The following is a 22,382-nucleotide window of genomic DNA, read 5'->3' on the forward strand; positions in this document are numbered from 1 at the left end:
TTCAACCTAGCTTGAAGGTGTAGAAGGTGTGACCCACCAAGCCAAGGTCAAGACGTCATGCTCACCGCCGCCTTCGAGCCCCTGTTCGCGCCCCTGGCGTTGCCGAACGGCGCCGTGCTGCCCAACCGCATCGCCAAGGCGGCGATGGAGGAGAATCTCGCCGCCGAGGGCCAGGTTCCCGGAAAGGCGCTGTGGACCCTGTACCGGCGCTGGGCCCAGGGCGGGGTCGGCCTGCAGATCACCGGCAATGTGATGGTCGATCCCTCGGCCATGACCGGTCCGGGCGGCGTGGTGCTGGACGCCCGCGCGCCGCTGGCCCCGTTCGAGACCTGGGCCCGCGAGGCCAAGTCGGGCGGCAGTCAGGTCTGGATGCAGATCAACCATCCCGGCCGCCAGACCTATGCCGATCTTGGCCAGGGGGCGGTGGCCCCCTCGGCGGTGCCGGTCGACATCGGCAAGTTCTCCAACCTGCTGGCCCAGCCCCGCGCCCTGACCGCCGCCGAGATCGCTACGATCGTCGAGCGCTTCGCCGTGACCGCGCGCCGGGCCGAAGAGGCCGGCTTCGACGGGGTGCAGGTCCACGCCGCCCACGGCTACCTGCTCAGCCAGTTCCTCTCGCCTCTGGTCAACCGCCGCGAAGACGCCTGGGGCGGCTCGCGCGAGAACCGCGCCCGCATGCTGTTCGACGTGATCAAGGCCGTGCGGGCCCGCGTCTCGCCGCGCTTCGCCGTGGCCGTGAAGCTGAACTCGGCCGACTTCCAGAAAGGCGGCTTCGACGCCGATGACGCCCGCTGGGTGGTGGAACAGCTGAACGGCATGGCCGTCGATCTCGTCGAGCTGTCGGGCGGCAGCTACGAAAGCCCGGCGATGCAGGGCTCTCCTTCGGACTCTGGCCAGACCGAGGTCGGCCCAAAGACCTCGACCGCCGCGCGCGAGGCCTATTTCGTCGATTTCGCTCGCGACATCGCCAGGGTCGCCAGGATGCCGATCATGGTGACCGGCGGGGTGCGCCGCCGCGAGGTCGCCCTGGCGGCCCTGGCGGCCGACGGCGCCTTGCCGGGCGTGCCGGTGGTGGGGATCGCCCGCGCCCTGGCCTTCGCGCCCGACCTGCCCAAGGCCTGGCGCAAGCCCGAGGGCCTGGATGTCACCCTGCCCGAAGTGACCTGGAAAAGCCGCGAGCTCTCCGGCCTGGCTGTGATGGCCCTGACCAAGGCGCAGATGAACCGCCTGGCGGCAGGCAAGGCCCCGGCGCGCAAGCTCTCGCCGGTTCTGACCCTGGCGGGCCAGCAGTTGAAGCAGCGCGCCCAGGGCAAGCGCTATCGCGCCTGGCGGCTCAAGAACCCCTGAACCCCGCCAGGCGCGTGTCCCGTCAGGCCAGCTTGGCCAGGGCCGAGGCGATCTTGTCCTTCAGGTCGAGGCGCTGCTTCTTGAAGTCCTCGAGGACGGCGTCGGCCACCGCTTCGATGTTGGTCTCCATCCGGTGCACGGCGCGATTGACGTCGTGATAGCCCTCAACAAGCTTGGCGAAGTGGGCGTCGCTGGTCTTCAGCGCATGGATGCGGTCGGCGTCCTGGGGAAACTCTTCGTGCAGTTCGTGGGGGGTGTTGCTCATGGCTCAGGACTTCCAGCGAAATTGACGCCCCTCTTGGCGCCACTTCCATCCTGCGCGGGCGCGCGCAGGCCGGCTTTGCGGTCGATCAATCCCGGCGATCTTCTGGCCCGGCGATCTTCCGGCTCAGGCCCGGTGAAACGCCGCCGGCCGTTTGGCCATGAACGCGGCGACGGCTTCGGCGTGGTCGGCGCTGGCCACCAGCGCGGCCACATCCGCCCTGCCCCCGGCAACCGCCCGCTTGGCGGCCTCGACCGCCAGGGGGGCGCGCGAGGCGATGCGGTCGGCCAGCTCCAGGGCGGCCGGCAGTAGCGCGTCCACCGCCTGCACCTGGCTCACCACCCCGTCGGCCAGAGCCCGGGCCGGATCAAAGCTGGCCCCAGTCAGCAGATGCGCCTTGGCCCGCGCCTCGCCGATCAGGCGCGGCAGGCGGACCACCGACGCCATCAGCCCGATATTCACCCCCGAGGCCGCGAAGCTGGCCCGGTCGCTGGCGATGCGGATGTCGCAGGACAGGGCCAGTTCCAGTCCGCCGCCCAGGCACCAGCCGTCGATGGCCGCGATGATCGGCACGCGGCAGGCCTCGACCCTGTCCATCAGCACGTTGAAGCCCAGCACCGCCTCCAGCTGGCCCGCGCCGCGCCCGGCCGCCTCGCGCAGATCATCGCCCGCGCAGAAAGCGCCGTTGCGTCCCGTCAGCACCACCGCCCGCACATCGAGGTCGGCGTTGATCGCGTCCAGGGCCTCTTGCAGGGCGAGGCGAAGCGCCATGCCCAGTCCGTTGGCGGGCGGCCCGTCCAGTTCCAGCAGGACGATGGCGGCGTGGGGACGGGAGACATGCAGGGTCGGGCTCATGGCCAAGCCTCGCCGATCGCCGGCCGCTTGAACAGCCTTGCCCGCGACAAGGCGACGCTCATGTTGCGTCGCACAAGATTCCGCTTGCCAGTTTCAAACAGTTGTCTCAGCTTAGACCGCTTCGAGGTCGATTTGTCCGCCTCGGAACCAAAAACGATGGGTTGGCGATCGGTTTTTGCCATTGTGACCACCCGCGCGCAGCCGAGTTGAGCTTTCGGACGTTGTTGCAACGCAACGAACAACGGGGCCGAAGGAAACGGGGAGTGACATGACGACCACGACGCTTGAGAAGTCGCCTGTGAAGGATCTCTACGAGATCGGCGAAATCCCTCCGCCCTTCCACGTGCCCGCCAACATGTACGCCTGGAGCATCCGCAAGGAGCGCCACGGCAAGCCCACCCAGGCCATGCAGGTCGAGGTGGTGCCCACCTGGACCATCGGCGAGGACGAGGTTCTGGTCCTCGTGATGGCCGCCGGGGTCAATTACAACGGCGTCTGGGCCGCCCTGGGCGAACCGATCAGCCCGCTGGACGGCCACAAGCAGCCCTTCCACATCGCCGGTTCCGACGCCTCGGGCATCGTCTGGGCCGTGGGCAAGAAGGTCAAACGCTGGAAGCCGGGCGACGAGGTGGTCATCCACTGTAACCAGGACGACGGCGACGACGAGGAGTGCAACGGCGGCGACCCGATGTTCTCCACCAGCCAGCGCATCTGGGGCTACGAGACCCCGGACGGCAGCTTCTCGCAGTTCTGCCGGGTGCAGTCGCGCCAGCTGATGCCGCGCCCCAAGCACCTGACCTGGGAAGAAAGCGCCTGCTACGTCCTGACCCTGGCGACGGCCTATCGCATGCTGTTCGGCCACAAGCCGCATGAGCTGCGGCCCGGCCAGAATGTGCTGGTCTGGGGCGCCTCGGGCGGTCTGGGCGTGTTCGCCGTACAACTGGCGGCCGTGGCCGGCGGCAACGCCATCGGCGTGGTCAGCTCCGAAGACAAGCGCGAGTTCGTGCTGTCGATGGGGGCCAAGGCGGTGCTCAACCGAAACGAATTCAACTGCTGGGGCCAGCTGCCCACCGTCAATGGCCCCGAATTCAACGACTACATGAAGGAAAGCCGCAAGTTCGGTAAGGCGATTTGGCAGATCACCGGCAATCGCGACGTCGACATGGTGTTCGAGCACCCCGGCGAGGCGACGTTCCCGGTCAGCGTCTTCGTGGTCAAGCGCGGCGGCATGGTCGCCATCTGCGCCGGCACCAGCGGCTTCAACCTGACCATGGACGCCCGCTTCCTGTGGATGCGCCAGAAGCGCGTGCAGGGCAGCCACTTCGCCAACCTGATGCAGGCGTCAGCCGCCAACCAGCTGGTCATCGACCGCCGCGTCGACCCCTGCCTGTCGGAAGTGTTCCCCTGGAACGACATCCCCGCCGCCCACGAGAAGATGCTGGCCAACCAGCACCTGCCCGGCAACATGGGCGTGCTGGTCTGCGCTCAGCGTCCGGGCCTGCGGACGTTTGAGGAAGTGCAGGAGCTGAGCGGGACGCTTTAAGCGGCCCGCGCCAGACCCGCCGCAAAGGAAGGTTGGCAATCGCCCCGCGCGGACGCACAGTCCCGAACAAATGTTCGGGGGAGATGCGTGATGGGATTTGCGGGCAAGGCCGGCTTGACGGCTGTTGGACTGGTGCTGGCCCTGGCCGGCGTCGTGGCGGTGCGGACCGCGACCTTCAAGGCTCCGGCCGCGGTCGACGTGGCGGAGGCCAGGCTGGCCCCCGGACGCACCGTCGACACCACCAAGGCCGCCGCCAACCTGGCCCAGGCCATCCGCTTCCAGACCATCAGCCACCAGGACCGGGCCGACGACCAGCCGGCCGAGTGGGACAAGCTGCACGCGTGGTTACAGACGAGCTATCCCGCCGCCCACGCCGCCATGCAGCGCGAGGTTCTGGCCGGGCATACGCTGGTCTATACTTGGCCCGGCTCGAACCCGGCCCTGGCCCCCATCGTGCTGATGGCCCACCAGGACGTGGTGCCGGTGACGCCGGGCAGCGAAGGCTCGTGGACCCATCCGCCCTTTGACGGCGTGGTGGCCGACAACGCCGTCTGGGGTCGCGGCGCGATCGACGACAAGGGCTCGCTGATCACCCTGTTCGAGGCGCTGGACGGTCTGGCGGCCGGCGGCTTCAAGCCCGTGCGCACCGTGATCATCGTCAGCGGCCATGACGAGGAGGTGCGCGGCGTCGGCGCGGTCGCGGCGGCGGCCCTGTTCAAGTCGCGCGGGATCAAGGCGCAGTTCGTGCTCGACGAGGGCATGGTCGTGGTCGAGGACCACCCCGTCACCGGCAAGCCCACCGCCATCATCGGCACGGCCGAAAAAGGCTACGCCACCCTGAAGGTCACGGCCCCGGCCATCGGCGGCCACTCCTCGGCGCCGCCCCCGGAAACGGGTGTCGCGACGCTGTCGCGCGCCGTGCTGGCCATCACCGACAAGCCCTTCCCGATGAAGTTCGCCGGGCCGGGCGCCGACATGCTGAAATCGATCGCGCCGCACGCCTCGCTGCCGGTCAGGGTGTTCGCCGCCAATACCTGGCTGTTCGCGCCCCTGCTGGTGAAGGTCACCGCCAAGACCCCGGCCGGGGCGGCGATGCTGCACACCACCATCGCCCCGACCATGCTGAAGGGCTCGCCCAAGGAGAACGTCCTGCCGCAGGACGCCACCGCCTGGATCAATTATCGCATCGCGCCGGGCGACACCTCGGCCAAGGTCATGGCCCGGGCCAAGGACGCCGTCGGCAAGCTGCCGGTCGAGCTGACCTGGACCAAGACGCCCGACGAGCCCTCGCCGATCTCCTCGACCAGTTCCGACGCCTGGAAGACCCTCGCCAGCCTGGCCGCCGACGAGAGCCAGGCCCCCGTGGTGCCCGGCCTAGTCACCGCCGGCACCGACAGCCGCTACCTGGCCCCGGTCGCCAGCGACGTCTATCGCTTCCAGCCGCTGGTGCTGTCGATCGACGAGACCAAGATGATCCACGGCACCGACGAGCATATCAGCCTGGCCAATGTGGAGCGGATGGTGCGGTTCTATCAGCGCCTGGTCGAGACGGCGGCGGCGCGGTAGGCCCCATCCCCAAAGCGTCGTGAAAAGTCAGCAAACTGGGCTATAAGACCCGCATGCCCGACGACGCTTCGCCCGCCCCCCAGTCCGCCCCAAAGTCCGCTCCCGCCGCCAAGTTCGGCGAGGGCTTCGTCATGGACGCCTGGTACGTGGCCGCCCTGTCGCCCGACCTGAAGGCGGGCAAGATGGAGCACCGCGAACTGCTGGGCGAGCCGGTGCTGCTGGGCCGCACCAAGGCCGGCGCCGCCTATGCCATTCGCGACGTCTGCCCGCACCGCGCCGCCGCCCTGTCGGCCGGCAAGGTCAGGACCGAGACCGACGGCGGCGAGAGCATCGAGTGCCCCTATCACGGCTGGCGGTTCGGCACGGACGGCGCCTGCACGGCGATCCCCTCGCTCACCGCCGATAGCGACCTGGACATCAGCAAGGTGCGGGTGCGCCGCTATCCAATCGTCGAGCAGCAGGGCCTGGTCTGGATCTGGATGTCGTCGGACGCCCGCTTCGACGGCCAGCCGCCGGAGGCCCCGCCGGTCATTCCCGGCGTGGTGGGCGGCAAGCCCAAGCTGGTCGACGCCCTGGACTATGACATCCATATCGACCACGCCGTGCTGGGCCTGATCGACCCGGCCCACGGCCCCTATGTGCATCAGCAATGGTGGTGGCGCACCACCGCCAGCCAGCACGAAAAGAAGAAACGCTTCGCCCCGTCCGAGGCCGGCTTCACCATGGTGCGGCACGAGCCGTCCAAGAACTCCAAGGCCTACGCCATCCTGGGCGGCGAGCCCCTGACCGAGATCACCTTCCGCCTGCCCGGCCTGCGCTGGGAGCATGTGACGGTGGGCAAGAAACAGGTGCTGGCCCTGTCGGCGATGACGCCGATCAATGCCAACAAGACCCGCATGAACCAGATCATGTGGTCCGATCACTGGGCCTTCACGGCCCTCTATCCGATCATCCGCATCGCGGCCCGGGCCTTCCTGCGCCAGGACGGCTATATCGTCGGCGTCCAGAGCCAGGGCCTGCAGTCCAACCCGCCGCTGATGTGGGTGGGCGACGCCGACCAGCAGGCCCGCTGGTACCAGCAGTGCAAGCGCGAGTGGCAGGCCAGCCGCGCCGAAGGCCGGGCCTTCGTCAATCCGGTCAAGGACACCGTGCTGCGCTGGCGGACCTGATCGCCAGACTGGGCCGGCGGCTGGGACGCAGCCTGGTCACCCTGCCCTCGGCCAGCGGCTGGCTGCTCTGCGCCGCCGTCTGCGCGGCCACCCTGCCGGTGATGGCCGCCATCGGCTTTTCCACCGGCCTCTATCACCTGACCCCCGCCCAGCCGGATCTGCCGCTGCGGATGCTGACGGTCTTCTTCGTTCCGGCCCTGGGCGAGGAAATCGTCTTTCGGGGCCTGCTGACGCCGGGTCGCGACGAGTCGCCAAGGCCCGCGCTGTGGATCGGCATCTCGACCAGCCTCTACACCCTCTGGCACGTGGCCGAGGCGCTGACCTTCCTGCCCGGCGCCGCGGGCGTGTTCCTGCGGCCCGACTTCCTGCTGTGCTGCGCGGTGCTGGGTCTGGCGTGCGCAATCCTGCGCTATCGGACCAGCTCGCTGTGGCCCGCCGTGCTGCTGCACTGGGCGCTGGTGGTGGCCTGGCAGACCTGGTGGGGCGGGGTCAGCGCCCTGGGCTGAGGTCCAGACAAAGTAAAGCCCGCCTGGTCGGGGGGACCAGACGGGCTCGTGCATGAAGCGCGGTGAGGGACGGAAGCCGCGCTCCAGACCTCTATGACTTAAGCGCGATAGACGTAGGCGCTGGAGACGTAGCCCACGCCGACGCCGTCCTGGCCGACCAGGATCCACTTGCCGTCATCGGTGCGACCCAGGGCCTGGAAGGTCTGGCCGGCGCCGACACCGCCCACCTTGGCGCCGCGGGTCGAGGCCGAAGCGCGCAGGTTCAGGTTCGAGCGGGCGACATACTTGCCCTTGATCTCGGTCACCGGCTGGGCCTGGACCGAGTTGGCGAAGCGCACGCCGTCATACTTGTAGGCGCCGCCGACAGCCTGACGGGCGTCCTTCTTCTGCATCTTGCAGCCGACATAGGAACCGGCGCCCGCGCCGACCACGGCGCCGATGGCGGTGCCCGTGCCCCGGTCATTCTTGGCCAGGTTGCTACCGGCCACGGCGCCCAGCAGGGCGCCGATAACCGCGCCGCCTTCCTGCTTCTGGCCCGAGGCGTTGCAGCCGACGACGCCGCCCAGACGCTGCTCGACAGCGAAGGCCGACGGGGCCGAAACCAGGGTCAGGGCGCTGGCCGAAGCGGCCAGGGTCAGGGCGATGGTCTTGAAGGTCTTGAGGCTGGTCATGTCGATAGTCCTTGTCCCGATGGAATGTGTCCGGGGTCATCAACCCCGTGAGACAGACCATGACAGGGTGAAGCTGAACGGCGTCGGCGACCGCTCTGACAGAGTTCGTTCATGTTGAAAAAAAGCAGGTGGGCCCTGCGTGGCCGCTGTCAAATCGGGTTGTGCGCGATTGCGCCCGGCTTGCGGCTCGGATATCGGCGCAGGGGGCGGCGCACGGGGGAAAAGATCATGGCTCTTGAAGTGAAGCCCGCACGCGGGATGCTGTTGACGGCCGCGCTGCTGCTGGCGGCGGGTTGCGACCAGAAGCCTGCGCCGCCCCCGGCGCCGCAGGCCACGACGGCGCCCGCGCTCACCACGATCAAGAAGCCCGCGACGGGGCCCGCCTATGTGGAAGCGGAAACCGCCCCTGACGGGAACGACCAGGAGGCTCGGGTTCTCAAGGAACTGGGCCAACCCGAGGCGCGCCAGGGCGACACCCTGACGATCCGGCGCGACGGCAAGGTCGTGCTGTCCCTGAAAAACCCCGAAGGCCAAGCGTGGACTCTGGAACGGGTCTTCAAGATGACCCGCGATGGCGTCGAGCAGCTCCACTATGAAGTCGGTCACAGCCTCACGGAGGAGGTCGATGATCCCTCCGTGACCCTGTTCGACCAGAACGGCGTCGAGATCGAGACCTATGGCCACTGGGCGGACTGGCGCGGCGCCATCGCGGCGATCTCCTGGACCGATTCGGCCTACGACATTGATTCTGCGGGCAACAACACCCTCGAGCTGCACGACCTGACGAAGACGCCACACCGGAAATATGTCTTCAAGGCGCGCTGCAACGCATCCCGCTGGACCAGCGACACCGAGCTGCAGGCCATCTGTTGGCGTCCTGCCTTGCACGACGCCTCACCCGGCGTGGAGCTCAACGGCCATCACGAGGAAATTGATGCGATCGTGACGCGCGTTGGGCCCAACGCCTGGCGCCTGCGCGAGCTGCGGGCTCCCAAGGCCAAGCTGATGGACGCCGAGAACAACCCGCCGACGGCCTATGACGAGACCGTCAAGGGCGTGGCCTATTCGGGCAATCAATAGTCGCCGAGGCCTCGGGCCCTGGCCGTTGCCGACCTCCTGACCGCTACAACCTTATCTTCCCCCTCCGGGGGAAGACGGTCGCGTAGCGACCCGTAGGGGGCAAGTGCGGGGACAGACGCATCCTGCGGAACAGCGTCGCCCCGCACAACCACACGAGGCGCCGCCTTGCTCACTCTTGGGTTCTGGCTAGGGTGCGCCCGCCATTTCAGTCGCCCCGGGGCCCCCATGTCGTTCCAGTCCAAATCCGTGACGCTTGCGCTTAGCCTGGCCGCCCTCGCGGCGCTCTCCGGCTGTGACAAGCTGCCCGGCGCCGCAAAGCCGCCGGCCGAGGCGGCCAAGCCTGTCGCACCGGCGACGTCCGCCGCTGCGCCGGAGCCAGAGCTGCCGCAGTTCGACCTGTACGCCCAACGTGACGAGGAGCGCCTTATCGAGGCCAAGTTGCTGAAGGAATTGGGCCAGCCGGACGCGCGCAAGGGTCCGACCCTGACGCTGCAGCACAACGGCCAGCCCAGCCTGACCGTGACCGACGACGAGGAAACCTACAGCCTGCTGACGCGTGTCTTTGAGGTGCCGACCGTCCAAGGCATGCAGACCGTCTACGAGGTCGTCACGTCCTATTTCGCTGCGCCCGCCGACTACGTGCCCATCAGCACCTTCTATGACAAGCGAGGCGTCGAGATCGAATCTGCCGAAATCGGCCAGTGGCGGGGCGCCGTGCTCGCCATTTCGGCCCAAGACGAGACCTTGGAGGCGGACGACGACCCCCGCGCCCGCACCGAGCTGCGCGACTGGTCGAGCAAGCCGCACCGCAAATTCGAGTTCAAGTCGCGCTGCCTGACCACGGAGTGGGTCAGCGACACCGAGATCAAGGGTTACTGCCTACGTCCGGCCACCGAGGAGGCCAATCCAGGCATGGAGCTGACAGGCTACGGCGAAGAGACCCCGGCGGTCTTCACGCGCGTTGGACCCAACGCCTGGCGGGTGCGGGAACTGAGCGCGCCCAAGGCCAAGCTGCGCAACTTGCCGGACAACCCGCCGACCGCCTATGACGAGACCGTCAAGGGCGTGCCCTATACCGGGAACCAGTAGTCGCTAGTCTTCCCAGGGGCTCATCCCATAAACCTCCGTCATTCCCGCCCTTGTGGCGGGAACCCCTGATTCAGCGGACACGTGAAGCGCCAGCGAAGTGCGCGCGCACTTCGCCCCTCCCGCACCTGCGGCGGACAGAGGGGTTCCCGCCACAAGGGCGGGAATGACGGTGGAGTATGGGGATAGGGGGCGCCCAATCCCCGTTCTTTTCGGGGCAGACCTCAACAAAATCAACGCTCTATAAAATAGTTGATCGCGCCAATCCTCGGCGCTCAAACCTCCCGCATAATCACAGCTGTCCCTGTCGCGGGGGGAGGCGCCTGGATCCGGCCCAACAGCGGCGATGGGGATGGAGCTGAGCGGGGCCGCGCGGTCACGCGGCGAGGACGAAGGTGGTCTGTTCGTTGGATAGATCCGGGACCACCGGAAGGCTCGTCGGAGGAACAGCGCGGAGCAACAGGGCGAGGGATCGTAAACCCGCCTATCGCGCATCGTCGGGGGTTGAGACGGTTAGCCGATCGACCTTGGTGCGCGCCCGTACGGGGGCTCTTGGGTATCAGAGCTGAAAGACGCTCGCTTGGCCCAATCCTCACGCAAGAACAGCTTCTGCGAAGCGGACAGGTCGAGCCGAAACGCACAAAACACATCACGGTCATCCGGGTTCGCCCCGGCCGCTTCGCGCCTCCCCGACCCCTTCAGTGGCTGATGCCGCGTGAGGCTGAGAGCCCGTGTCTTCTCCCTTCCCCCTTTGATGGGGGAAGGGCGGGGATGGGGGTGACCCCGCCGGATGATTTCACGCAGGCCGCGCCACATCCTGAGCCTCTGCCACCCCCATCCCCAACCCTTCCCCCATCGAGGGGGAAGGGAGAAGAGAGCAAGTGAAGGAGAAACCAGCGGTCCTTAAGCCCCGAGCGCGTAAGGACCGCTCTTGTCCAGGGCGGTCTTCCAGGCCGGGCGGGCGTGCATGCGCTCGATCCAGGCGGCCATGTGCGGATATTCCGGCAGCTTGCCCATGGCCTTGGCGACCTCGGGCACGAAGCTCATCTGGATATCGGCCCCGGTCAGACCGTCGCCGACGAAGAACTGGCGGCCGGCCAGGCTGTCATTGACGAAGGCCAGGTGGTTGGAAATCTCGGACTGGATGCGCGGCTGCAAAGGTGCGCCGCCTTCGCCCAGGCGGCCGACATACATGTTGAGCATCAGGGGCAGCATGGCCGAGCCCTCGGCATAGTGCAGCCACTGCTGATAGCGGTCGTAGTCGGCGCTGGCCGGATCGGGCGCCAGCCGGCCTTCGCCGTGACGACGGATGACATAGTCGATGATCGCGCCGGACTCGATCACGGTCAGGTCGCCGTCCACGATGACCGGCGACTTGCCCAGCGGATGCACGTCGGTCAGCGACGACGGGGCCAGGCGGGTCTTGGCGTCGCGGGTGTGAAACACGATCTCGTAGGGAACACTCAGCTCCTCCAGCAGCCACAGGATGCGCTGCGACCGGGACTCGTTGAGGTGGTGGACTTTCAGCATGTTTCTTCCCCGTTTTGCGGCCCTATGCTGCGCTGCGGCATTGCTCGCAGGTGCGAAAAGCGCCAGAGTGAAAGAAAACAACTGTTTGGCACAGGGGAGCAAGTCATGACCGCAACGGTCGCTCAAGATAACAGCTCGATCATTCTCCCCGGCCTGACGGGCCTGCTGCGCGAGGCTGCCACGGCGGCCCAGGCCTTTGTCGACAAGGTCCACCCGATCGTGAAGGCCCGGATCGCCGGGCCGGACGGCAAGGTCGATCGCAAGCTGGCGGACCTGGAACAGCACGTCGTTCACGGCTTTGGCTGGTACGCCGCCTATGCCGAGCTGCTCAACCAGGTCGCCGGCTGGGCCGAACGCCTGGAGGCCAGCGGGCACTTCACCGAGATCGAGGCCCTGCTGGCCCAGCTGCTGTTCGCCGAATACGCCACCCAGATGGTCGGCGGCATCGCCATGAACCAGGGCGAGATGATCCGCCCCGTCGACATCACCGATGACCGCGGCGTGATGAACCTGCTGTTCGCCCCGGCCCTGGTGACCCTGATGACCAAGGGCGGCGGCCAGGCCGTGAAGACCGCCATCGCCAAGCGCCTGGCCGAGGCGCGCGGCCGTCCGACGCTGGAGAATACCGGCCTGGACGAAACCTTCGAGATGATCCGCGACCAGTTCCACGCCTTCGCCGAGGAAAAGGTCACGCCCTTCGCCCACGAGTGGCACCTGAAGGACGAGCTGATCCCGATCGAGCTGGTGCAGGAACTGGGCGATCTGGGCGTGTTCGGCCTGACCATCCCCGAGGAATACGGTGGCAGCGGCATGGGCAAGACCGCGATGTGCGTGGTCTCCGAAGAGCTGTCGCGCGCCTGGATCGGCGTCGGATCCCTGGCCACCCGCTCGGAGATCGCCGGCGAGCTGATCCTGACCGGCGGCACCGAGGCCCAGAAGCAGTACTGGCTGCCGCGCATCGCCAGCGCCGAGATCCTGCCCACCGCCGTCTTCACCGAGCCCAATACCGGCTCCGACCTTGGGGCCCTGCGCACCCGGGCAGCGCTGGAGGGCGACAGCTATGTCGTCACTGGCGCCAAGACCTGGATCACCCATGCGGCCCGCGCTGATGTGATGACCCTGCTGGTCCGCACCGATCCGGCCACCACCGACTATCGCGGCCTGTCGATGCTGCTGGCCCCCAAGCCGCGCGGCGTCGACGGCGATGACTTCCCCGCCCAAGGCATGAGCGGCGGCGAGATCGGCGTGATCGGCTATCGCGGCATGAAGGAATATGAGCTGGCCTTCGACGGCTTCACCGTGCCGGCTGAAAACCTGCTGGGCGGGGTCGAGGGTCAGGGCTTCAAGCAGCTGATGGCGACCTTCGAAAGCGCCCGCATCCAGACCGCCGCCCGCGCCGTGGGCGTGGCCCAGTCGGCGCTGGAGGTGGGGCTGTCCTATGCGATGGACCGCAAACAGTTTGGCCAGGCGATCTTCGAGTTCCCCCGCGTCGCCAACAAGCTGGCGATGATGGCGGCCGAGATCATGGGCGTGCGTCAGCTGACCTATTTCGCCGCCGCCCAGAAGGACGAGGACAAGCGCTGCGACATCGAGGCCGGCATGGCCAAGCTGATCGCCGCCCGCGTGGCCTGGGCCGCCGCCGACAACGCCCTGCAGATCCACGGCGGCAACGGCTTTGCCACCGAATACGTCATCAGCCGCGTGCTGGCCGACGCCCGGATCCTCAACATCTTCGAGGGCGCCGGCGAGATCCAGGCCCAGGTCATCGCAAGGCGGCTGCTGGACGGCGGGAACTGATCCGCACCGCTCATTCCCGCGATAGCCGGGATGAGCGGTCGTTCATGCCCCTTGTCGGCCCGACGGGCATCAGCTTAGCCTGCGCCGGCACCCAAGGACGCATCATGATCGCCACGACCCGCCGCGCCGCCCTGATCTCCGCCCTGGCCACCGGCGGGCTCGCCGCGTTCGGCGGATCAGCCCGGGCCCGGGAAACCGGCTCGGTCGCCACGGCGGTCGACCAGTACGCCCAGCAGGTCATGGCCGCCTTCCCCGACCAGCCGGGCCTGGGCGTCGCCGTGGTCGAGAACGGCCAGATCACCCTGGCCAAGGGCTATGGCGTCCGGCGTCTGGGCGCTCCGGCCCGGTGCGACGAGAACACCCTCTTCGGCATCGCCTCCAACACCAAGGCCATGACCGCCGCCGCTCTGGCCATGCTGGTCGAGGAGGGCAAGGTAGCCTGGGACGCGCCCGTCACCCGCTACCTGCCCGACTTCGCGATGAGCGATCCGGTGGTCACCAGGCTGATGACCGTGCGCGACCTGCTGGTCCACCGCAGCGGCCTGACCCTGGGCGCCGGCGACCTGATGATCTGGCCCGCCCCGACCCACAGCCGAGCCGAGATCGTGGCGGGGCTCAAATACCTGCCGATCGGCAGCCAATTCCGGGGCGGCTACGCCTATGACAACGTGCTCTACGTCGCGGCCGGCGAGGTTGTGGCCGCCGTCACGGGCAAGCCGTGGGAAGACTTCATCAAGACCCGGATCCTCGATCCCCTGGGCATGACCGACACGGTGACCACCCCGGCCCAGGTCGACAAGAGCCGGCGGGCCGAGCCGCACTGCCGCCTGGGCCCGCCGGTGCGCGGCATGGGTCCGCAGACCGTCCTGCCCTTCGACGACAGCTTCGCCTCGGCCGCCGCTGCGGGCGGGGTCAATACGACGCCGGCCGACATCGGCAAGTGGATGCAGGTGCAGTTGGCCCTGGGCGCCTTGCCCGACGGCAAGCGCCTGTGGAGCGAGGCCACCGCCCGCGAAATGTGGAAGCCCCAGACCATCACGTCCTCGTCCGATGGCCCGACGGCGGAAAACCCCGTGCGTCCGTCGATGCAGGCCTATGCCCTGGGCTGGTTCGTGCAGGACCATCGCGGCGAGCGGCTACTGTGGCACACCGGCGGCTTGGCGGGCTTCATCTCCTATACCGGCCTGCTGCCCGGTCGGAAGTCGGGCATCATGGTGATGACCAACGCCGAGGAAAACCCGGTCCTGCGCGCACTGCGCTACGGCGGTCCTGACCGCCTGCAGGGTCGCAGCGACTTCGACTGGATCGCCTCCAGCAAACGCGTCCAAGCCGAGGCCGACGCCCAGACCGCCAAGGACGCCGCCGACGCCGCCACGCCCAAGGGCGGCGGCAAGCCGCCCAGCCTGCCGCTCGACGCCTATGTCGGGGTCTATCGCGACCCCTGGTACGGCACGGTCACGATCGGGAAAGCCAAAGGCAAAAAGGCGAAAGGCCTGACGGTCTCGTTCGACAAGACCCCGGCCCTGCAAGGCAGGCTGGACCTGTTCGACGGCGAGACCTTCAAGACGGTCTTCGACGACCGCACCCAGGAGGACGCCTTCATCACCTTCGACGTCGAGAACGGCGCGGTGAAGTCAGCCCTGGCCAGGGCGGTCTCGCCGCTGGCCGACTTCTCGTTCGACTATCAGGACCTGAGGCTGACGCGGCAGCCTTGACCGGTCGACCTCAACGCGGTCGCCAGCCCTCGACGATGACCTGGATCTGGCGGTCCATCGTGGCCGACATGACGGACGCATCAGCCGTGCTGGCGTCGGCGGCCGCCAGTCGATAGTTCCAGGCATAGGCGGCCCGAAGGATCTCGATGGCCAGCACCTGATCGAGATCGGCGCGGATTTCGCCTCGTCGCACACCCTCTTCGAGGATGTCGTGCAACATCCCGGTAAGGCGCTGATTGCGACCATAGGGCGTGACGCCGGGGTCAATGCTGGGATTATAGGCGGCGGCGATGTGGGCCAGGAACAGCTTCACCCGCCGGGTTTCGAACTCGTAGTGAATGGCGAAGACCGAGCATAGCCTGTCCATCGCCGAGCCCCGCAGGTAGGGGATCACCCGGTCGAACTGCGCATACAGTTCGTCCAGCCGCCCCTCCATCACATGGCTGAGCACCTCGGCCTTCGAAACAAAGGTCGTGAAAACGCTGCCGACCGAGACCCCCGCCCGCTCCGCAATGGCGCGGATGGTCGTTTCCTCGTAACCGACATCGTTGAACAGGTCGCGAGCGGCCTCCAGGACCTTCTCGCGCGTCGCCTGTTTCTGGTCGTCCCTTACGCCCAAGCCCGTCCCCCTCGAACACGCCAGCGTCTAATTATGATCAAGGACGCCCCGCCCCAACGGGGCGCCCTCAAAATCAGGCGCGAGCGCCCGCAAAAATGACTTTCAGTTGATCTGAAAGCCGCGCGAGCAACGCTTCCACCGTCCAGCCATCAAAGACGGCGCGACGATAATTGGCGACATACACGTCCCAAGTCATTTCAGCCAAGAGCTTTGCATCGATGCCGCTCTTCAGCTGACCTTGATCGATGCCACGCTGTGTGACTTCGCCGATCAGGCGGAAGATGTGTTTGAGATCCGCACGAGCGCGGCGCTCGGCGGCCTCGTTGCGGGTCCACGACACGGCGATACTGGCGCGCAGCAGCGGCAGCTGGTCGACATGGAAGCTGTAGGCGACGCCGAACAGCCCCAGCAGGGCCTCATCGACGGTGGCGGCGGCACGGGCCGCCTGAACCATCTGGGCGTAGATCACCTCGTAGTCGGCGGTCAGGATTTCGTCGAACAGCTCGGTCTTGTCGGCGAAGCTGGCGAACACTGCGCCGGTCGACATCCCCGCAGCCTGGGCGATGTCACGGATGGTCGCGCCTTCATAGCCCCGCTCACTGAACAGACGGCGGGCGGCCGACAGGACGCGTTCGCGCGTACGCTGCTTGGCCAGGGCCCGGCGGGTCAGCTTGACGGGAGAGTCGGTGGCCGACTCGATATTGACGGATACAAAGCTCATGCGGCGGCCTCCAGTCGAGCGAGGGCCGCCTCGGCGCGCTTCTCAAACTCTGTGCAATAGTCATCGACAACGTTCTGAAGAACGTCGGCGTAGCGGCGCGCCAGTTGGCGGCCATCCTGCGCGGCGTCGCGCAGGTCGGTGATCAGTTGGCGGACTTCCGCCATGGCGTCTTCGCGTTCGGACGCGGAGAACGCGGCGACGGCTACAGAGGCCTTTGCCATTCTGTTTTCTCCTGCCTCCCCGCTGGGGATGAGCGCTGAACGATCTGCGGTGAGGAGATGATCATGTTCAACGAACGCATACTGGAAAAATTGAAGCGGGGGGCTTAACGCCCCAGCCGTGGGATGGCAACCGCTAGGTAGAACTAAAATCACCGAACATCGGCTGGGTTTCTATGTATGCTACCGATGTCACTTTACCAGTGCGACAAATGCACTCAACGAACTCGTTCGGCGAATTCACTCATCGGACACCGTTTCGCCAACGCAAAGCTCAGTGGCCAAACGGCTGCCAAACGCCTATCCTCAGGCCCATGGACAGACTCTTCGACTTCCTCGTTCCAGCCGCGCTGCTGGCGGTGCTTCTGGCGCTCAGCGGGGGGCTCTATGCACTCTTCCGGGGCGGTGACTTTGGCCGCACCAATTCCAACAAGCTGATGCGGCTTCGCGTTTTGCTGCAGTTCGTAGCGATCATCGTGCTGGTGGCCGCATATTGGTGGCGCACGCGCTAAAACACGATAACGGCGGTCTGCGACCCATGGTCTCGCTCAACAGGATCTACACCCGCACAGGGGATGGCGGCTTAACGCGCCTGGCCACGGGAGAGCCTGTCAGCAAGGCTTCGCTGAGGGTCGAGGCCTATGGCGGCGTCGATGAGACCAACGCCTTCCTGGGCGTGGCGCGACAACACACCGCAGGCGATCCAGAACTCGACGCCATGCTGGAGCGCATTCAGAACGATCTTTTCGACCTGGGCGCAGACTTGGCCACGCCTGAGCAGCACGAAAAGCCCGCCTGGGAGCCTCTGCGAATCGTCGAGAGCCAGGTCGAGCGGCTGGAACAGGAGATCGACCGTCTGAACGGCGAGCTCTCAGCCCTGACTTCGTTCGTGCTGCCCGCCGGGTCGCCGGCCTCGGCCGCCCTGCATGTGGCGCGGACGGTCTGCCGTCGGGCCGAGCGTGTGGTGGTGCAGTTGTCGGAAACCGAGGGCGAGGTCGTCGGGCAGCCGGCGCTGAAATATATCAACCGCCTGTCGGACCTGCTGTTCGTCGCGGCCCGCTGGGCCAATGACAAGGGCGCGGCCGACGTGCTGTGGAAGCCTGGCGCGACCCGCTAAGCTCTTATTTCTTCTCGGGCGCGGCCGGGGTCGCGGGAGCGGGTCGCTCGTTGTTGATCGGCGGCACATTGGCCGGACGGCGCGTCAGGGTCTCGATCGAATAGATCGTGCCGCACTTAAGCCAGCGCCCGGCCCAGGCCCCGCCGCGCGCCTCGCAGCGGTCCTTGGGCCAGACCCAGAGATAGTGGTAGCCCAAAACGCCGACGCTGCTGGCCAGGAACAGGCCAACGAAGAGGATTTTCAGGCGTTCGATCGTGCGGTTCATGGCCCGGCTGTTTAGTGGTCGACCGCAAACCTGACCAGTCCTTTCCTTTGCGGGACCTTTCGCGCCGATGGCGCAACGGTGAGCGGACGCCTGCGGCCAAGTATCGTACAGTTGTTTGAACCCCGCGCACGGCAATGCTTTACGCTTACGCCAAGGGAAACTTGCGTTGCGGTGCAAAACGGGTAATTCCCTCGCCAACGCTAGAGAAAACGCAGCCTGGAGGCGTGAAACCCGATGAAGGTCCTGGTCCCGGTTAAACGGGTTATCGATTACAACGTGAAGGTCCGCGTAAAGGCCGATCAAACGGGCGTCGATCTGGCGAACGTCAAGATGTCGATGAATCCCTTCTGCGAGATCGCGGTCGAAGAAGCCGTGCGCCTCAAGGAAAAGGGCGTGGCGACCGAAATCGTCATCGTCAGCATCGGCCCGGCTCAAGCCCAGGAAACCATCCGCACGGCCCTGGCCATGGGCGGCGATCGCGGCATCCTGATCACCACCGACGCTGATCCCGAGCCCCTGGCCGTGGCCAAGCTGCTGGCCGCCGTGATCGGCGAAGAGCAACCCGGCCTGGTCCTGATGGGCAAGCAGGCGATCGACGGCGACAACAACGCCGTGGGCCAGATGCTGTCGGCCGTGCTGGGCTGGCCGCAAGCCACCTATGCCTCGGCCCTCGAGGTTTCGGGCTCCACCGCCAAGGTCACCCGCGAAGTCGACGGCGGCCTGCAGGTTCTGGACGTCGATCTGCCGGCCGTGATCACCGCTGACCTGCGCCTCAACGAGCCGCGCTATGCCAGCCTGCCCAACATCATGAAGGCCAAGAAGAAGGAGATCGTCAGCAAGACGGTCGCCGACTACGGCGTCGACATCACGCCGCGCCTCACGGTCCTCAAGGTCGCCGAGCCCGCCAAGCGCTCGGCCGGCATCAAGGTCGAAACCGCCGCCGACCTGGTGGCCAAGCTCAATCTCGCGGGAGTGCTCTAGATGGCTGTTCTCGTCGTCGCCGATAACGACAACGCGCACCTGCGCGATGGCACCCACAAGACCGTCACCGCCGCCCTGAAGCTTTCGGGCGACGTGGACGTTCTGGTCATGGGCCACAACGCCAAGGCCGTGGCCGACATGGCCGCCAAGATCAGCGGTGTCCGCAAGGTCCTGCTGGCCGACAGCGCCGCCCTGGGTCACAGCGTGGCCGAGGCGCAAGCCGACGCCGTGCTGGCCCTGGCCGGCCACTATGACGCGATCCTGGTTCCGGCCACCTCGGGCGGCAAGAACTTCGCGCCGCGCGTCGCCGCCAAGCTGGACGTCGCCCCGATCAGCGAGATCGTGGAAGTCATCTCGGCCGACACCTTCGTGCGCCCGATCTATGCCGGCAACGCCCTTGAAACCGTCCAGTCCTCGGACGCCAAGAAGGTGATCACCGTCCGTCCCACCGCCTTTGCGGCGGCGGAAGAAGGCGGTTCGGCCCCGGTCGAGAACGCCTCCGGCGCGGAAGCCGACAAGACCCGCTTCGTCAGCGAAGAGATGGTCAAGTCCGATCGCCCCGAACTGGCGGCGGCCAAGATCGTCGTCTCCGGCGGTCGGGCCATGGGTTCGGCCGAAGAGTTCCAGCGGGTCATCGAGCCCCTGGCCGACAAGCTGGGCGCCGCCGTCGGCGCCTCGCGCGCTGCGGTCGATGCGGGCTACGCCCCCAACGACTATCAGGTCGGTCAAACCGGCAAGGTCGTGGCTCCGGCCCTGTATGTCGCCATCGGCATCTCGGGCGCCATCCAGCATCTGGCCGGCATGAAGGACAGCAAGATCATCGTCGCCATCAACAAGGACGCCGACGCCCCGATCTTCCAGGTCGCCGATTTTGGCCTGGTCGCCGACTACAAGACCGCCGTGCCCGAACTGATGGACGCCCTGGCCGCCGCCGGAAAGTAGGCCTGGGCTCACAAGACCCTGGAAAGGCCCGGAGGCGACTCCGGGCCTTTTTGTTTGGGCGTCATGGCGGGGTCCCGGGCTGTTGACGCACTGCCCCCCTGCGTCCTTTGCGCGGTTCATCTTCCCCCTCCGGGGGAAGACGGTCGCGAAGCGACCCGTAGGGGGCAAGTCTGGCGGACACGGCTTTGCGCTCTCGCGCCGAAATCGGCCGCAAGTGGGTTGGGGAGGCGCGAAGCGGCCGGGACGAACCCGGATGACCGTGATGTGTTTTGTGCGTTTTGGCTCGACCTGTCCGCTTCGCAGAAGCTGTTCTTGCGTGAGGATTGGGCCAAGCGAGCGTGTTTCAGCTCTGATACCCAAGAGCCCCCGTACGGGCGCGCATCCCGTCGATCGGCGAACCGTCTCGACGCCGACGATGCGCGATAGGCGGGTTTACGATCCCTCGCCCTCTTCGACCCGCGTTCACCCGGCCGACGAGCCACTCAGCGTTTGGTCCGTCCTTCTGAGACAGCCCGCACACCTCGACCCGCCTTCCAGGGCGTCGCGGCCCCGCTCAGCTCCATCCCCATCGCCGCCTTGGGCCGGTACCAGGCGCCCTCCCCTTGCGACGGGGACAGCACCAAGAATACGGGCGGTTTGAGCTCCGAGGATTGGCGCGATCAACTATTTTACAAGCGGTTGATTGGGTTGGGGTTTGTTCCGGAAAGAACGGGGACAGACTGCCCTCTATCCCCGTACTTGCCCCCTACGGGTCGCTGCGCGCCCTTCATCTTCCCCCTGACAAGGGGGAGGACGACCGCGATAGCGGTCAGGAAGGGGCCAGCGGCGATGGCCTGATGAAGGCGGCGCCTACCGCGAGAGCGAAGCCACCCTGCCTGGATCGTAGTGAAAGCTTGAAAAGGGTCCAACCGGCCACTCGGCGAGGGACCATATCCCGACAACCATGACGCCGAGAACCAGATATGCGGCCGAAAAGGGTGCGAGGTTCCGAAGGGCGTCGGCGAGGCTGAACCCAGGCCGCCAGCGCCGGCAGTAAAGCACCACGAGGTAGATCCAGGGCTGCAGCGGCGAAACAATATTCAGGGCGCCATCGCCGATCCGGAAAGCCGCCGTCGACATATCTGGCGATATGCCGAGCAACATCAGCATCGGAACGATGATCGGCGCGAGAATGGCCCATTTCGCCGTTGCTGAGCCGACGAGGAGGTCAAGGGCGGCGGTGACGAGCACAATCGTCATCAGGATCAAGGGGGGCGCCAGTTGCGCGTCCGCCAGGGTGCGCGCGCCGGACAGCATCAGAACCGTGTCCATTCTGGATGCGTGCAGCACTGACAGGAACAGGGCGATAAGGATTGCGAACAGGATGAAGGGCGCCAGACGCGCCAGGCCGTCAACCACCGCGGCGTGAACGGCCATGGGACTGGCAAGCGTCCCGGTCACAGCGCCATAGGACCAGCCGGCGCTCAGCAAGAGCAGTGTCAGACAGGCGGGCATGGCGCGGAAATATGGAGTAAGAACGGCTCTCAAATCGTAGGCGCCATCGGGTGCGGATGCGCCCCAGCGGATAACCGCTATGAAGACGAGCGCCGCTGCCAGCGCCGCGAGGCCGGCCCAGATCATGGCCATGCGTTCCACCGGCTTCAGGCTTGCCTGCAGTTCAATGGCTTCGGGACGAGCTTCGGCGGTTGACGGGGTGCGCGGGAACCAGCGGGGCTCAAGCCAGCGGTCAGCAATCGCCCAGGTGGCCCCGGCATAGAGCCCGGCCACGGCGAGCAGAATGAACCAGTTGCCGAACAGGGCATACCGCCAGTCGGGCGCAACGCTGCGGGCCGCATCTTCGGTCAGCTGGAGCAGAATGATGTCGGGTATGCCAGGACCTAGACTTGCGGCGAAGCCCCCCGAAAAGGCGGCGAAAGCAATCAATATGCCCAGGACGGGATCACGACCGCGGGCCGCAAAAACAGCGCCCGACAAGGGCAGGTAAACAAGTAAGAGAGCATCGGAAATCTGATGGAACAGGTATCCCGTCAGGATGACAACGGGCGTGAGCAGCGCCGCGGGCATGAGTGACAGGCTGCCGCGAACGAGGGCGGCAAAGAGCCCGGACCGATCGGCCACGGCGGTGCCCAGCGCCAGCAGCAGAAAGATCCCGAGGGGGGGGAAAGCGGTTACCGTTGCCGGCGCCTGGGTCAAAAGGTGCGCGAGCGTTTTAGCCGACAGGATATCAACCGTGATCAGGTGACCCGATATCGGGTCGACGGCGCTCAGGCCCGTCAGCAAGGCGACCATCGCAGACACCGCGGCCAGCGCCACAAGGCCCAGCAGCGCCGTCCGCAACCGGCCGGGGGTCAAAACGCGCTTGATCATCGGAATGCCCGGCGACGCCGTCCGC

General features: G+C 66.8%; 22 protein-coding genes. 13 read left to right on the forward strand and 9 right to left on the reverse strand.

Translation table 11 applies throughout. From position 1 onward, the window contains the following. Positions 1 to 57 precede the first annotated feature (57 nt). Entirely contained in the window at positions 58 to 1,347 is a 1,290-nt protein-coding gene (locus ACW176_RS01635) for an NADH:flavin oxidoreductase/NADH oxidase family protein (RefSeq protein WP_492110638.1), read from the forward strand. Positions 1,348 to 1,369: 22 nt separating this feature from the next. Here the strand turns inward: ACW176_RS01635 and ACW176_RS01640 are convergent, their stop codons facing one another. Both ACW176_RS01640 and ACW176_RS01645 read right to left on the reverse strand, forming a co-directional pair. Then, on the reverse strand, positions 1,370 to 1,612 hold the full coding sequence (locus ACW176_RS01640) for an HP1242/YdcH family protein (RefSeq protein WP_419318458.1): 243 nt from the start codon (positions 1,610 to 1,612) through the stop codon (positions 1,370 to 1,372). A gap of 123 nt (positions 1,613 to 1,735) precedes the next feature. After that, positions 1,736 to 2,464, reverse strand: a complete 729-nt coding sequence (locus ACW176_RS01645) for an enoyl-CoA hydratase/isomerase family protein (RefSeq protein ID WP_492110639.1) — start codon at positions 2,462 to 2,464, stop codon at positions 1,736 to 1,738. 268 nt (positions 2,465 to 2,732) lie between these two features. Here ACW176_RS01645 and ccrA point away from each other — a divergent pair, with 268 nt between their 5' ends. From ccrA to ACW176_RS01665, 4 genes are all read left to right on the forward strand, one after another. Further along, the gene (ccrA, locus tag ACW176_RS01650; protein WP_492110640.1) at positions 2,733 to 4,007 is read left to right on the forward strand and encodes a crotonyl-CoA carboxylase/reductase; all 1,275 of its coding nucleotides are present in this window, start codon (positions 2,733 to 2,735) and stop codon (positions 4,005 to 4,007) included. A 90-nt stretch (positions 4,008 to 4,097) separates the two neighbouring features. Further along, the gene (locus ACW176_RS01655) at positions 4,098 to 5,573 is read left to right on the forward strand and encodes a M20 family peptidase (RefSeq protein ID WP_492110641.1); all 1,476 of its coding nucleotides are present in this window, start codon (positions 4,098 to 4,100) and stop codon (positions 5,571 to 5,573) included. Between the two features lie 53 nt (positions 5,574 to 5,626). Continuing rightward, positions 5,627 to 6,742 (forward strand): Rieske 2Fe-2S domain-containing protein, encoded by a 1,116-nt coding sequence (locus tag ACW176_RS01660; RefSeq protein WP_492110642.1) that lies wholly within the window; start codon positions 5,627 to 5,629, stop codon positions 6,740 to 6,742. Then, the gene (locus ACW176_RS01665) at positions 6,667 to 7,248 is read left to right on the forward strand and encodes a CPBP family glutamic-type intramembrane protease (RefSeq protein ID WP_492110643.1); all 582 of its coding nucleotides are present in this window, start codon (positions 6,667 to 6,669) and stop codon (positions 7,246 to 7,248) included. The genes ACW176_RS01660 and ACW176_RS01665 overlap by 76 nt, the downstream gene beginning before the upstream one ends. Positions 7,249 to 7,346: 98 nt before the next feature. Here ACW176_RS01665 and ACW176_RS01670 read toward each other — a convergent pair whose 3' ends face one another. Beyond that, complete coding sequence (locus ACW176_RS01670) at positions 7,347 to 7,919, reverse strand: SH3 domain-containing protein (RefSeq protein WP_492110644.1); 573 nt, start codon at positions 7,917 to 7,919, stop codon at positions 7,347 to 7,349. Positions 7,920 to 8,147: 228 nt separating this feature from the next. Here ACW176_RS01670 and ACW176_RS01675 point away from each other — a divergent pair, with 228 nt between their 5' ends. Together ACW176_RS01675 and ACW176_RS01680 are read left to right on the forward strand one after the other, a co-directional pair. Beyond that, on the forward strand, positions 8,148 to 8,999 hold the full coding sequence (locus ACW176_RS01675) for a hypothetical protein (RefSeq protein WP_492110645.1): 852 nt from the start codon (positions 8,148 to 8,150) through the stop codon (positions 8,997 to 8,999). 225 nt (positions 9,000 to 9,224) lie between these two features. Then, entirely contained in the window at positions 9,225 to 10,088 is an 864-nt protein-coding gene (locus tag ACW176_RS01680; RefSeq protein ID WP_492110646.1) for a hypothetical protein, read from the forward strand. Between the two features lie 900 nt (positions 10,089 to 10,988). On the opposite strand, the gene ACW176_RS01685 is transcribed toward ACW176_RS01680, so the two are convergent. Next, a complete protein-coding gene (locus ACW176_RS01685; RefSeq protein WP_492110647.1) occupies positions 10,989 to 11,615 on the reverse strand; it encodes a glutathione S-transferase family protein in 627 nt (208 codons plus the stop codon). Between the two features lie 105 nt (positions 11,616 to 11,720). Between ACW176_RS01685 and ACW176_RS01690 the strand changes: the two genes are divergently transcribed. Continuing rightward, entirely contained in the window at positions 11,721 to 13,412 is a 1,692-nt protein-coding gene (locus tag ACW176_RS01690) for an acyl-CoA dehydrogenase family protein (protein WP_492110648.1), read from the forward strand. Between the two features lie 104 nt (positions 13,413 to 13,516). After that, entirely contained in the window at positions 13,517 to 15,127 is a 1,611-nt protein-coding gene (locus ACW176_RS01695) for a serine hydrolase (RefSeq protein WP_492110649.1), read from the forward strand. Between the two features lie 10 nt (positions 15,128 to 15,137). Here ACW176_RS01695 and ACW176_RS01700 read toward each other — a convergent pair whose 3' ends face one another. The 3 genes from ACW176_RS01700 to ACW176_RS01710 all read right to left on the reverse strand — a co-directional run bounded on the left by ACW176_RS01700 (position 15,138) and on the right by ACW176_RS01710 (position 16,688). Beyond that, positions 15,138 to 15,746 carry a TetR/AcrR family transcriptional regulator gene (locus tag ACW176_RS01700; RefSeq protein ID WP_492110650.1) on the reverse strand — a complete coding sequence of 203 codons (609 nt, stop codon included), beginning with the start codon at positions 15,744 to 15,746 and terminating at the stop codon, positions 15,138 to 15,140. A 73-nt stretch (positions 15,747 to 15,819) separates the two neighbouring features. Next, positions 15,820 to 16,467, reverse strand: coding sequence for a TetR family transcriptional regulator (locus tag ACW176_RS01705; protein WP_492056562.1), 648 nt, complete (start codon positions 16,465 to 16,467; stop codon positions 15,820 to 15,822). Next, complete coding sequence (locus tag ACW176_RS01710; RefSeq protein WP_419318484.1) at positions 16,464 to 16,688, reverse strand: CC0731 family SpdR-regulated protein; 225 nt, start codon at positions 16,686 to 16,688, stop codon at positions 16,464 to 16,466. Before ACW176_RS01710 ends, ACW176_RS01705 begins: the two co-directional genes overlap by 4 nt. A 311-nt stretch (positions 16,689 to 16,999) precedes the next feature. On the opposite strand from ACW176_RS01710, the gene ACW176_RS01715 reads away from it, so the two are divergent. Together ACW176_RS01715 and ACW176_RS01720 are read left to right on the forward strand one after the other, a co-directional pair. Further along, positions 17,000 to 17,197: a twin transmembrane helix small protein gene (locus ACW176_RS01715; protein WP_492110651.1), complete on the forward strand. Its 198-nt coding sequence runs from the start codon at positions 17,000 to 17,002 to the stop codon at positions 17,195 to 17,197. Between the two features lie 26 nt (positions 17,198 to 17,223). After that, on the forward strand, positions 17,224 to 17,802 hold the full coding sequence (locus tag ACW176_RS01720; RefSeq protein ID WP_492056561.1) for a cob(I)yrinic acid a,c-diamide adenosyltransferase: 579 nt from the start codon (positions 17,224 to 17,226) through the stop codon (positions 17,800 to 17,802). A 4-nt stretch (positions 17,803 to 17,806) separates the two neighbouring features. On the opposite strand, the gene ACW176_RS01725 is transcribed toward ACW176_RS01720, so the two are convergent. After that, positions 17,807 to 18,067: a hypothetical protein gene (locus tag ACW176_RS01725; RefSeq protein WP_492110652.1), complete on the reverse strand. Its 261-nt coding sequence runs from the start codon at positions 18,065 to 18,067 to the stop codon at positions 17,807 to 17,809. 234 nt (positions 18,068 to 18,301) lie between these two features. Between ACW176_RS01725 and ACW176_RS01730 the strand changes: the two genes are divergently transcribed. Together ACW176_RS01730 and ACW176_RS01735 are read left to right on the forward strand one after the other, a co-directional pair. Further along, the gene (locus ACW176_RS01730) at positions 18,302 to 19,048 is read left to right on the forward strand and encodes an electron transfer flavoprotein subunit beta/FixA family protein (RefSeq protein WP_419318492.1); all 747 of its coding nucleotides are present in this window, start codon (positions 18,302 to 18,304) and stop codon (positions 19,046 to 19,048) included. After that, entirely contained in the window at positions 19,049 to 19,990 is a 942-nt protein-coding gene (locus ACW176_RS01735) for an electron transfer flavoprotein subunit alpha/FixB family protein (RefSeq protein ID WP_492110653.1), read from the forward strand. Between the two features lie 849 nt (positions 19,991 to 20,839). On the opposite strand, the gene ACW176_RS01740 is transcribed toward ACW176_RS01735, so the two are convergent. Then, positions 20,840 to 22,357 (reverse strand): AbgT family transporter, encoded by a 1,518-nt coding sequence (locus ACW176_RS01740; RefSeq protein WP_492110654.1) that lies wholly within the window; start codon positions 22,355 to 22,357, stop codon positions 20,840 to 20,842. Between the last annotated feature and the right edge of the window lie 25 nt (positions 22,358 to 22,382).

The sequence above is a fragment of the Caulobacter sp. FV1ye13L genome (assembly GCF_058681155.1).

What these genes read in the sequence shown, in the direction of transcription:
- ACW176_RS01735 (WP_492110653.1), top strand. Translation starts at nt 19,049, where the DNA reads ATGGCTGTTCTCGTCGTCGCCGATAACGACAACGCGCACCTGCGCGAT.
- ACW176_RS01740 (WP_492110654.1), bottom strand. Translation starts at nt 22,357, where the DNA reads ATGATCAAGCGCGTTTTGACCCCCGGCCGGTTGCGGACGGCGCTGCTG.
- ACW176_RS01710 (WP_419318484.1), bottom strand. Translation starts at nt 16,688, where the DNA reads ATGGCAAAGGCCTCTGTAGCCGTCGCCGCGTTCTCCGCGTCCGAACGC.
- ACW176_RS01685 (WP_492110647.1), bottom strand. Translation starts at nt 11,615, where the DNA reads ATGCTGAAAGTCCACCACCTCAACGAGTCCCGGTCGCAGCGCATCCTG.
- ccrA (WP_492110640.1), top strand. Translation starts at nt 2,733, where the DNA reads ATGACGACCACGACGCTTGAGAAGTCGCCTGTGAAGGATCTCTACGAG.
- ACW176_RS01715 (WP_492110651.1), top strand. Translation starts at nt 17,000, where the DNA reads ATGGACAGACTCTTCGACTTCCTCGTTCCAGCCGCGCTGCTGGCGGTG.
- ACW176_RS01660 (WP_492110642.1), top strand. Translation starts at nt 5,627, where the DNA reads ATGCCCGACGACGCTTCGCCCGCCCCCCAGTCCGCCCCAAAGTCCGCT.
- ACW176_RS01705 (WP_492056562.1), bottom strand. Translation starts at nt 16,467, where the DNA reads ATGAGCTTTGTATCCGTCAATATCGAGTCGGCCACCGACTCTCCCGTC.
- ACW176_RS01720 (WP_492056561.1), top strand. Translation starts at nt 17,224, where the DNA reads ATGGTCTCGCTCAACAGGATCTACACCCGCACAGGGGATGGCGGCTTA.
- ACW176_RS01675 (WP_492110645.1), top strand. Translation starts at nt 8,148, where the DNA reads ATGGCTCTTGAAGTGAAGCCCGCACGCGGGATGCTGTTGACGGCCGCG.
- ACW176_RS01725 (WP_492110652.1), bottom strand. Translation starts at nt 18,067, where the DNA reads ATGAACCGCACGATCGAACGCCTGAAAATCCTCTTCGTTGGCCTGTTC.
- ACW176_RS01670 (WP_492110644.1), bottom strand. Translation starts at nt 7,919, where the DNA reads ATGACCAGCCTCAAGACCTTCAAGACCATCGCCCTGACCCTGGCCGCT.
- ACW176_RS01640 (WP_419318458.1), bottom strand. Translation starts at nt 1,612, where the DNA reads ATGAGCAACACCCCCCACGAACTGCACGAAGAGTTTCCCCAGGACGCC.
- ACW176_RS01690 (WP_492110648.1), top strand. Translation starts at nt 11,721, where the DNA reads ATGACCGCAACGGTCGCTCAAGATAACAGCTCGATCATTCTCCCCGGC.
- ACW176_RS01645 (WP_492110639.1), bottom strand. Translation starts at nt 2,464, where the DNA reads ATGAGCCCGACCCTGCATGTCTCCCGTCCCCACGCCGCCATCGTCCTG.
- ACW176_RS01635 (WP_492110638.1), top strand. Translation starts at nt 58, where the DNA reads ATGCTCACCGCCGCCTTCGAGCCCCTGTTCGCGCCCCTGGCGTTGCCG.
- ACW176_RS01695 (WP_492110649.1), top strand. Translation starts at nt 13,517, where the DNA reads ATGATCGCCACGACCCGCCGCGCCGCCCTGATCTCCGCCCTGGCCACC.
- ACW176_RS01655 (WP_492110641.1), top strand. Translation starts at nt 4,098, where the DNA reads ATGGGATTTGCGGGCAAGGCCGGCTTGACGGCTGTTGGACTGGTGCTG.
- ACW176_RS01680 (WP_492110646.1), top strand. Translation starts at nt 9,225, where the DNA reads ATGTCGTTCCAGTCCAAATCCGTGACGCTTGCGCTTAGCCTGGCCGCC.
- ACW176_RS01730 (WP_419318492.1), top strand. Translation starts at nt 18,302, where the DNA reads ATGAAGGTCCTGGTCCCGGTTAAACGGGTTATCGATTACAACGTGAAG.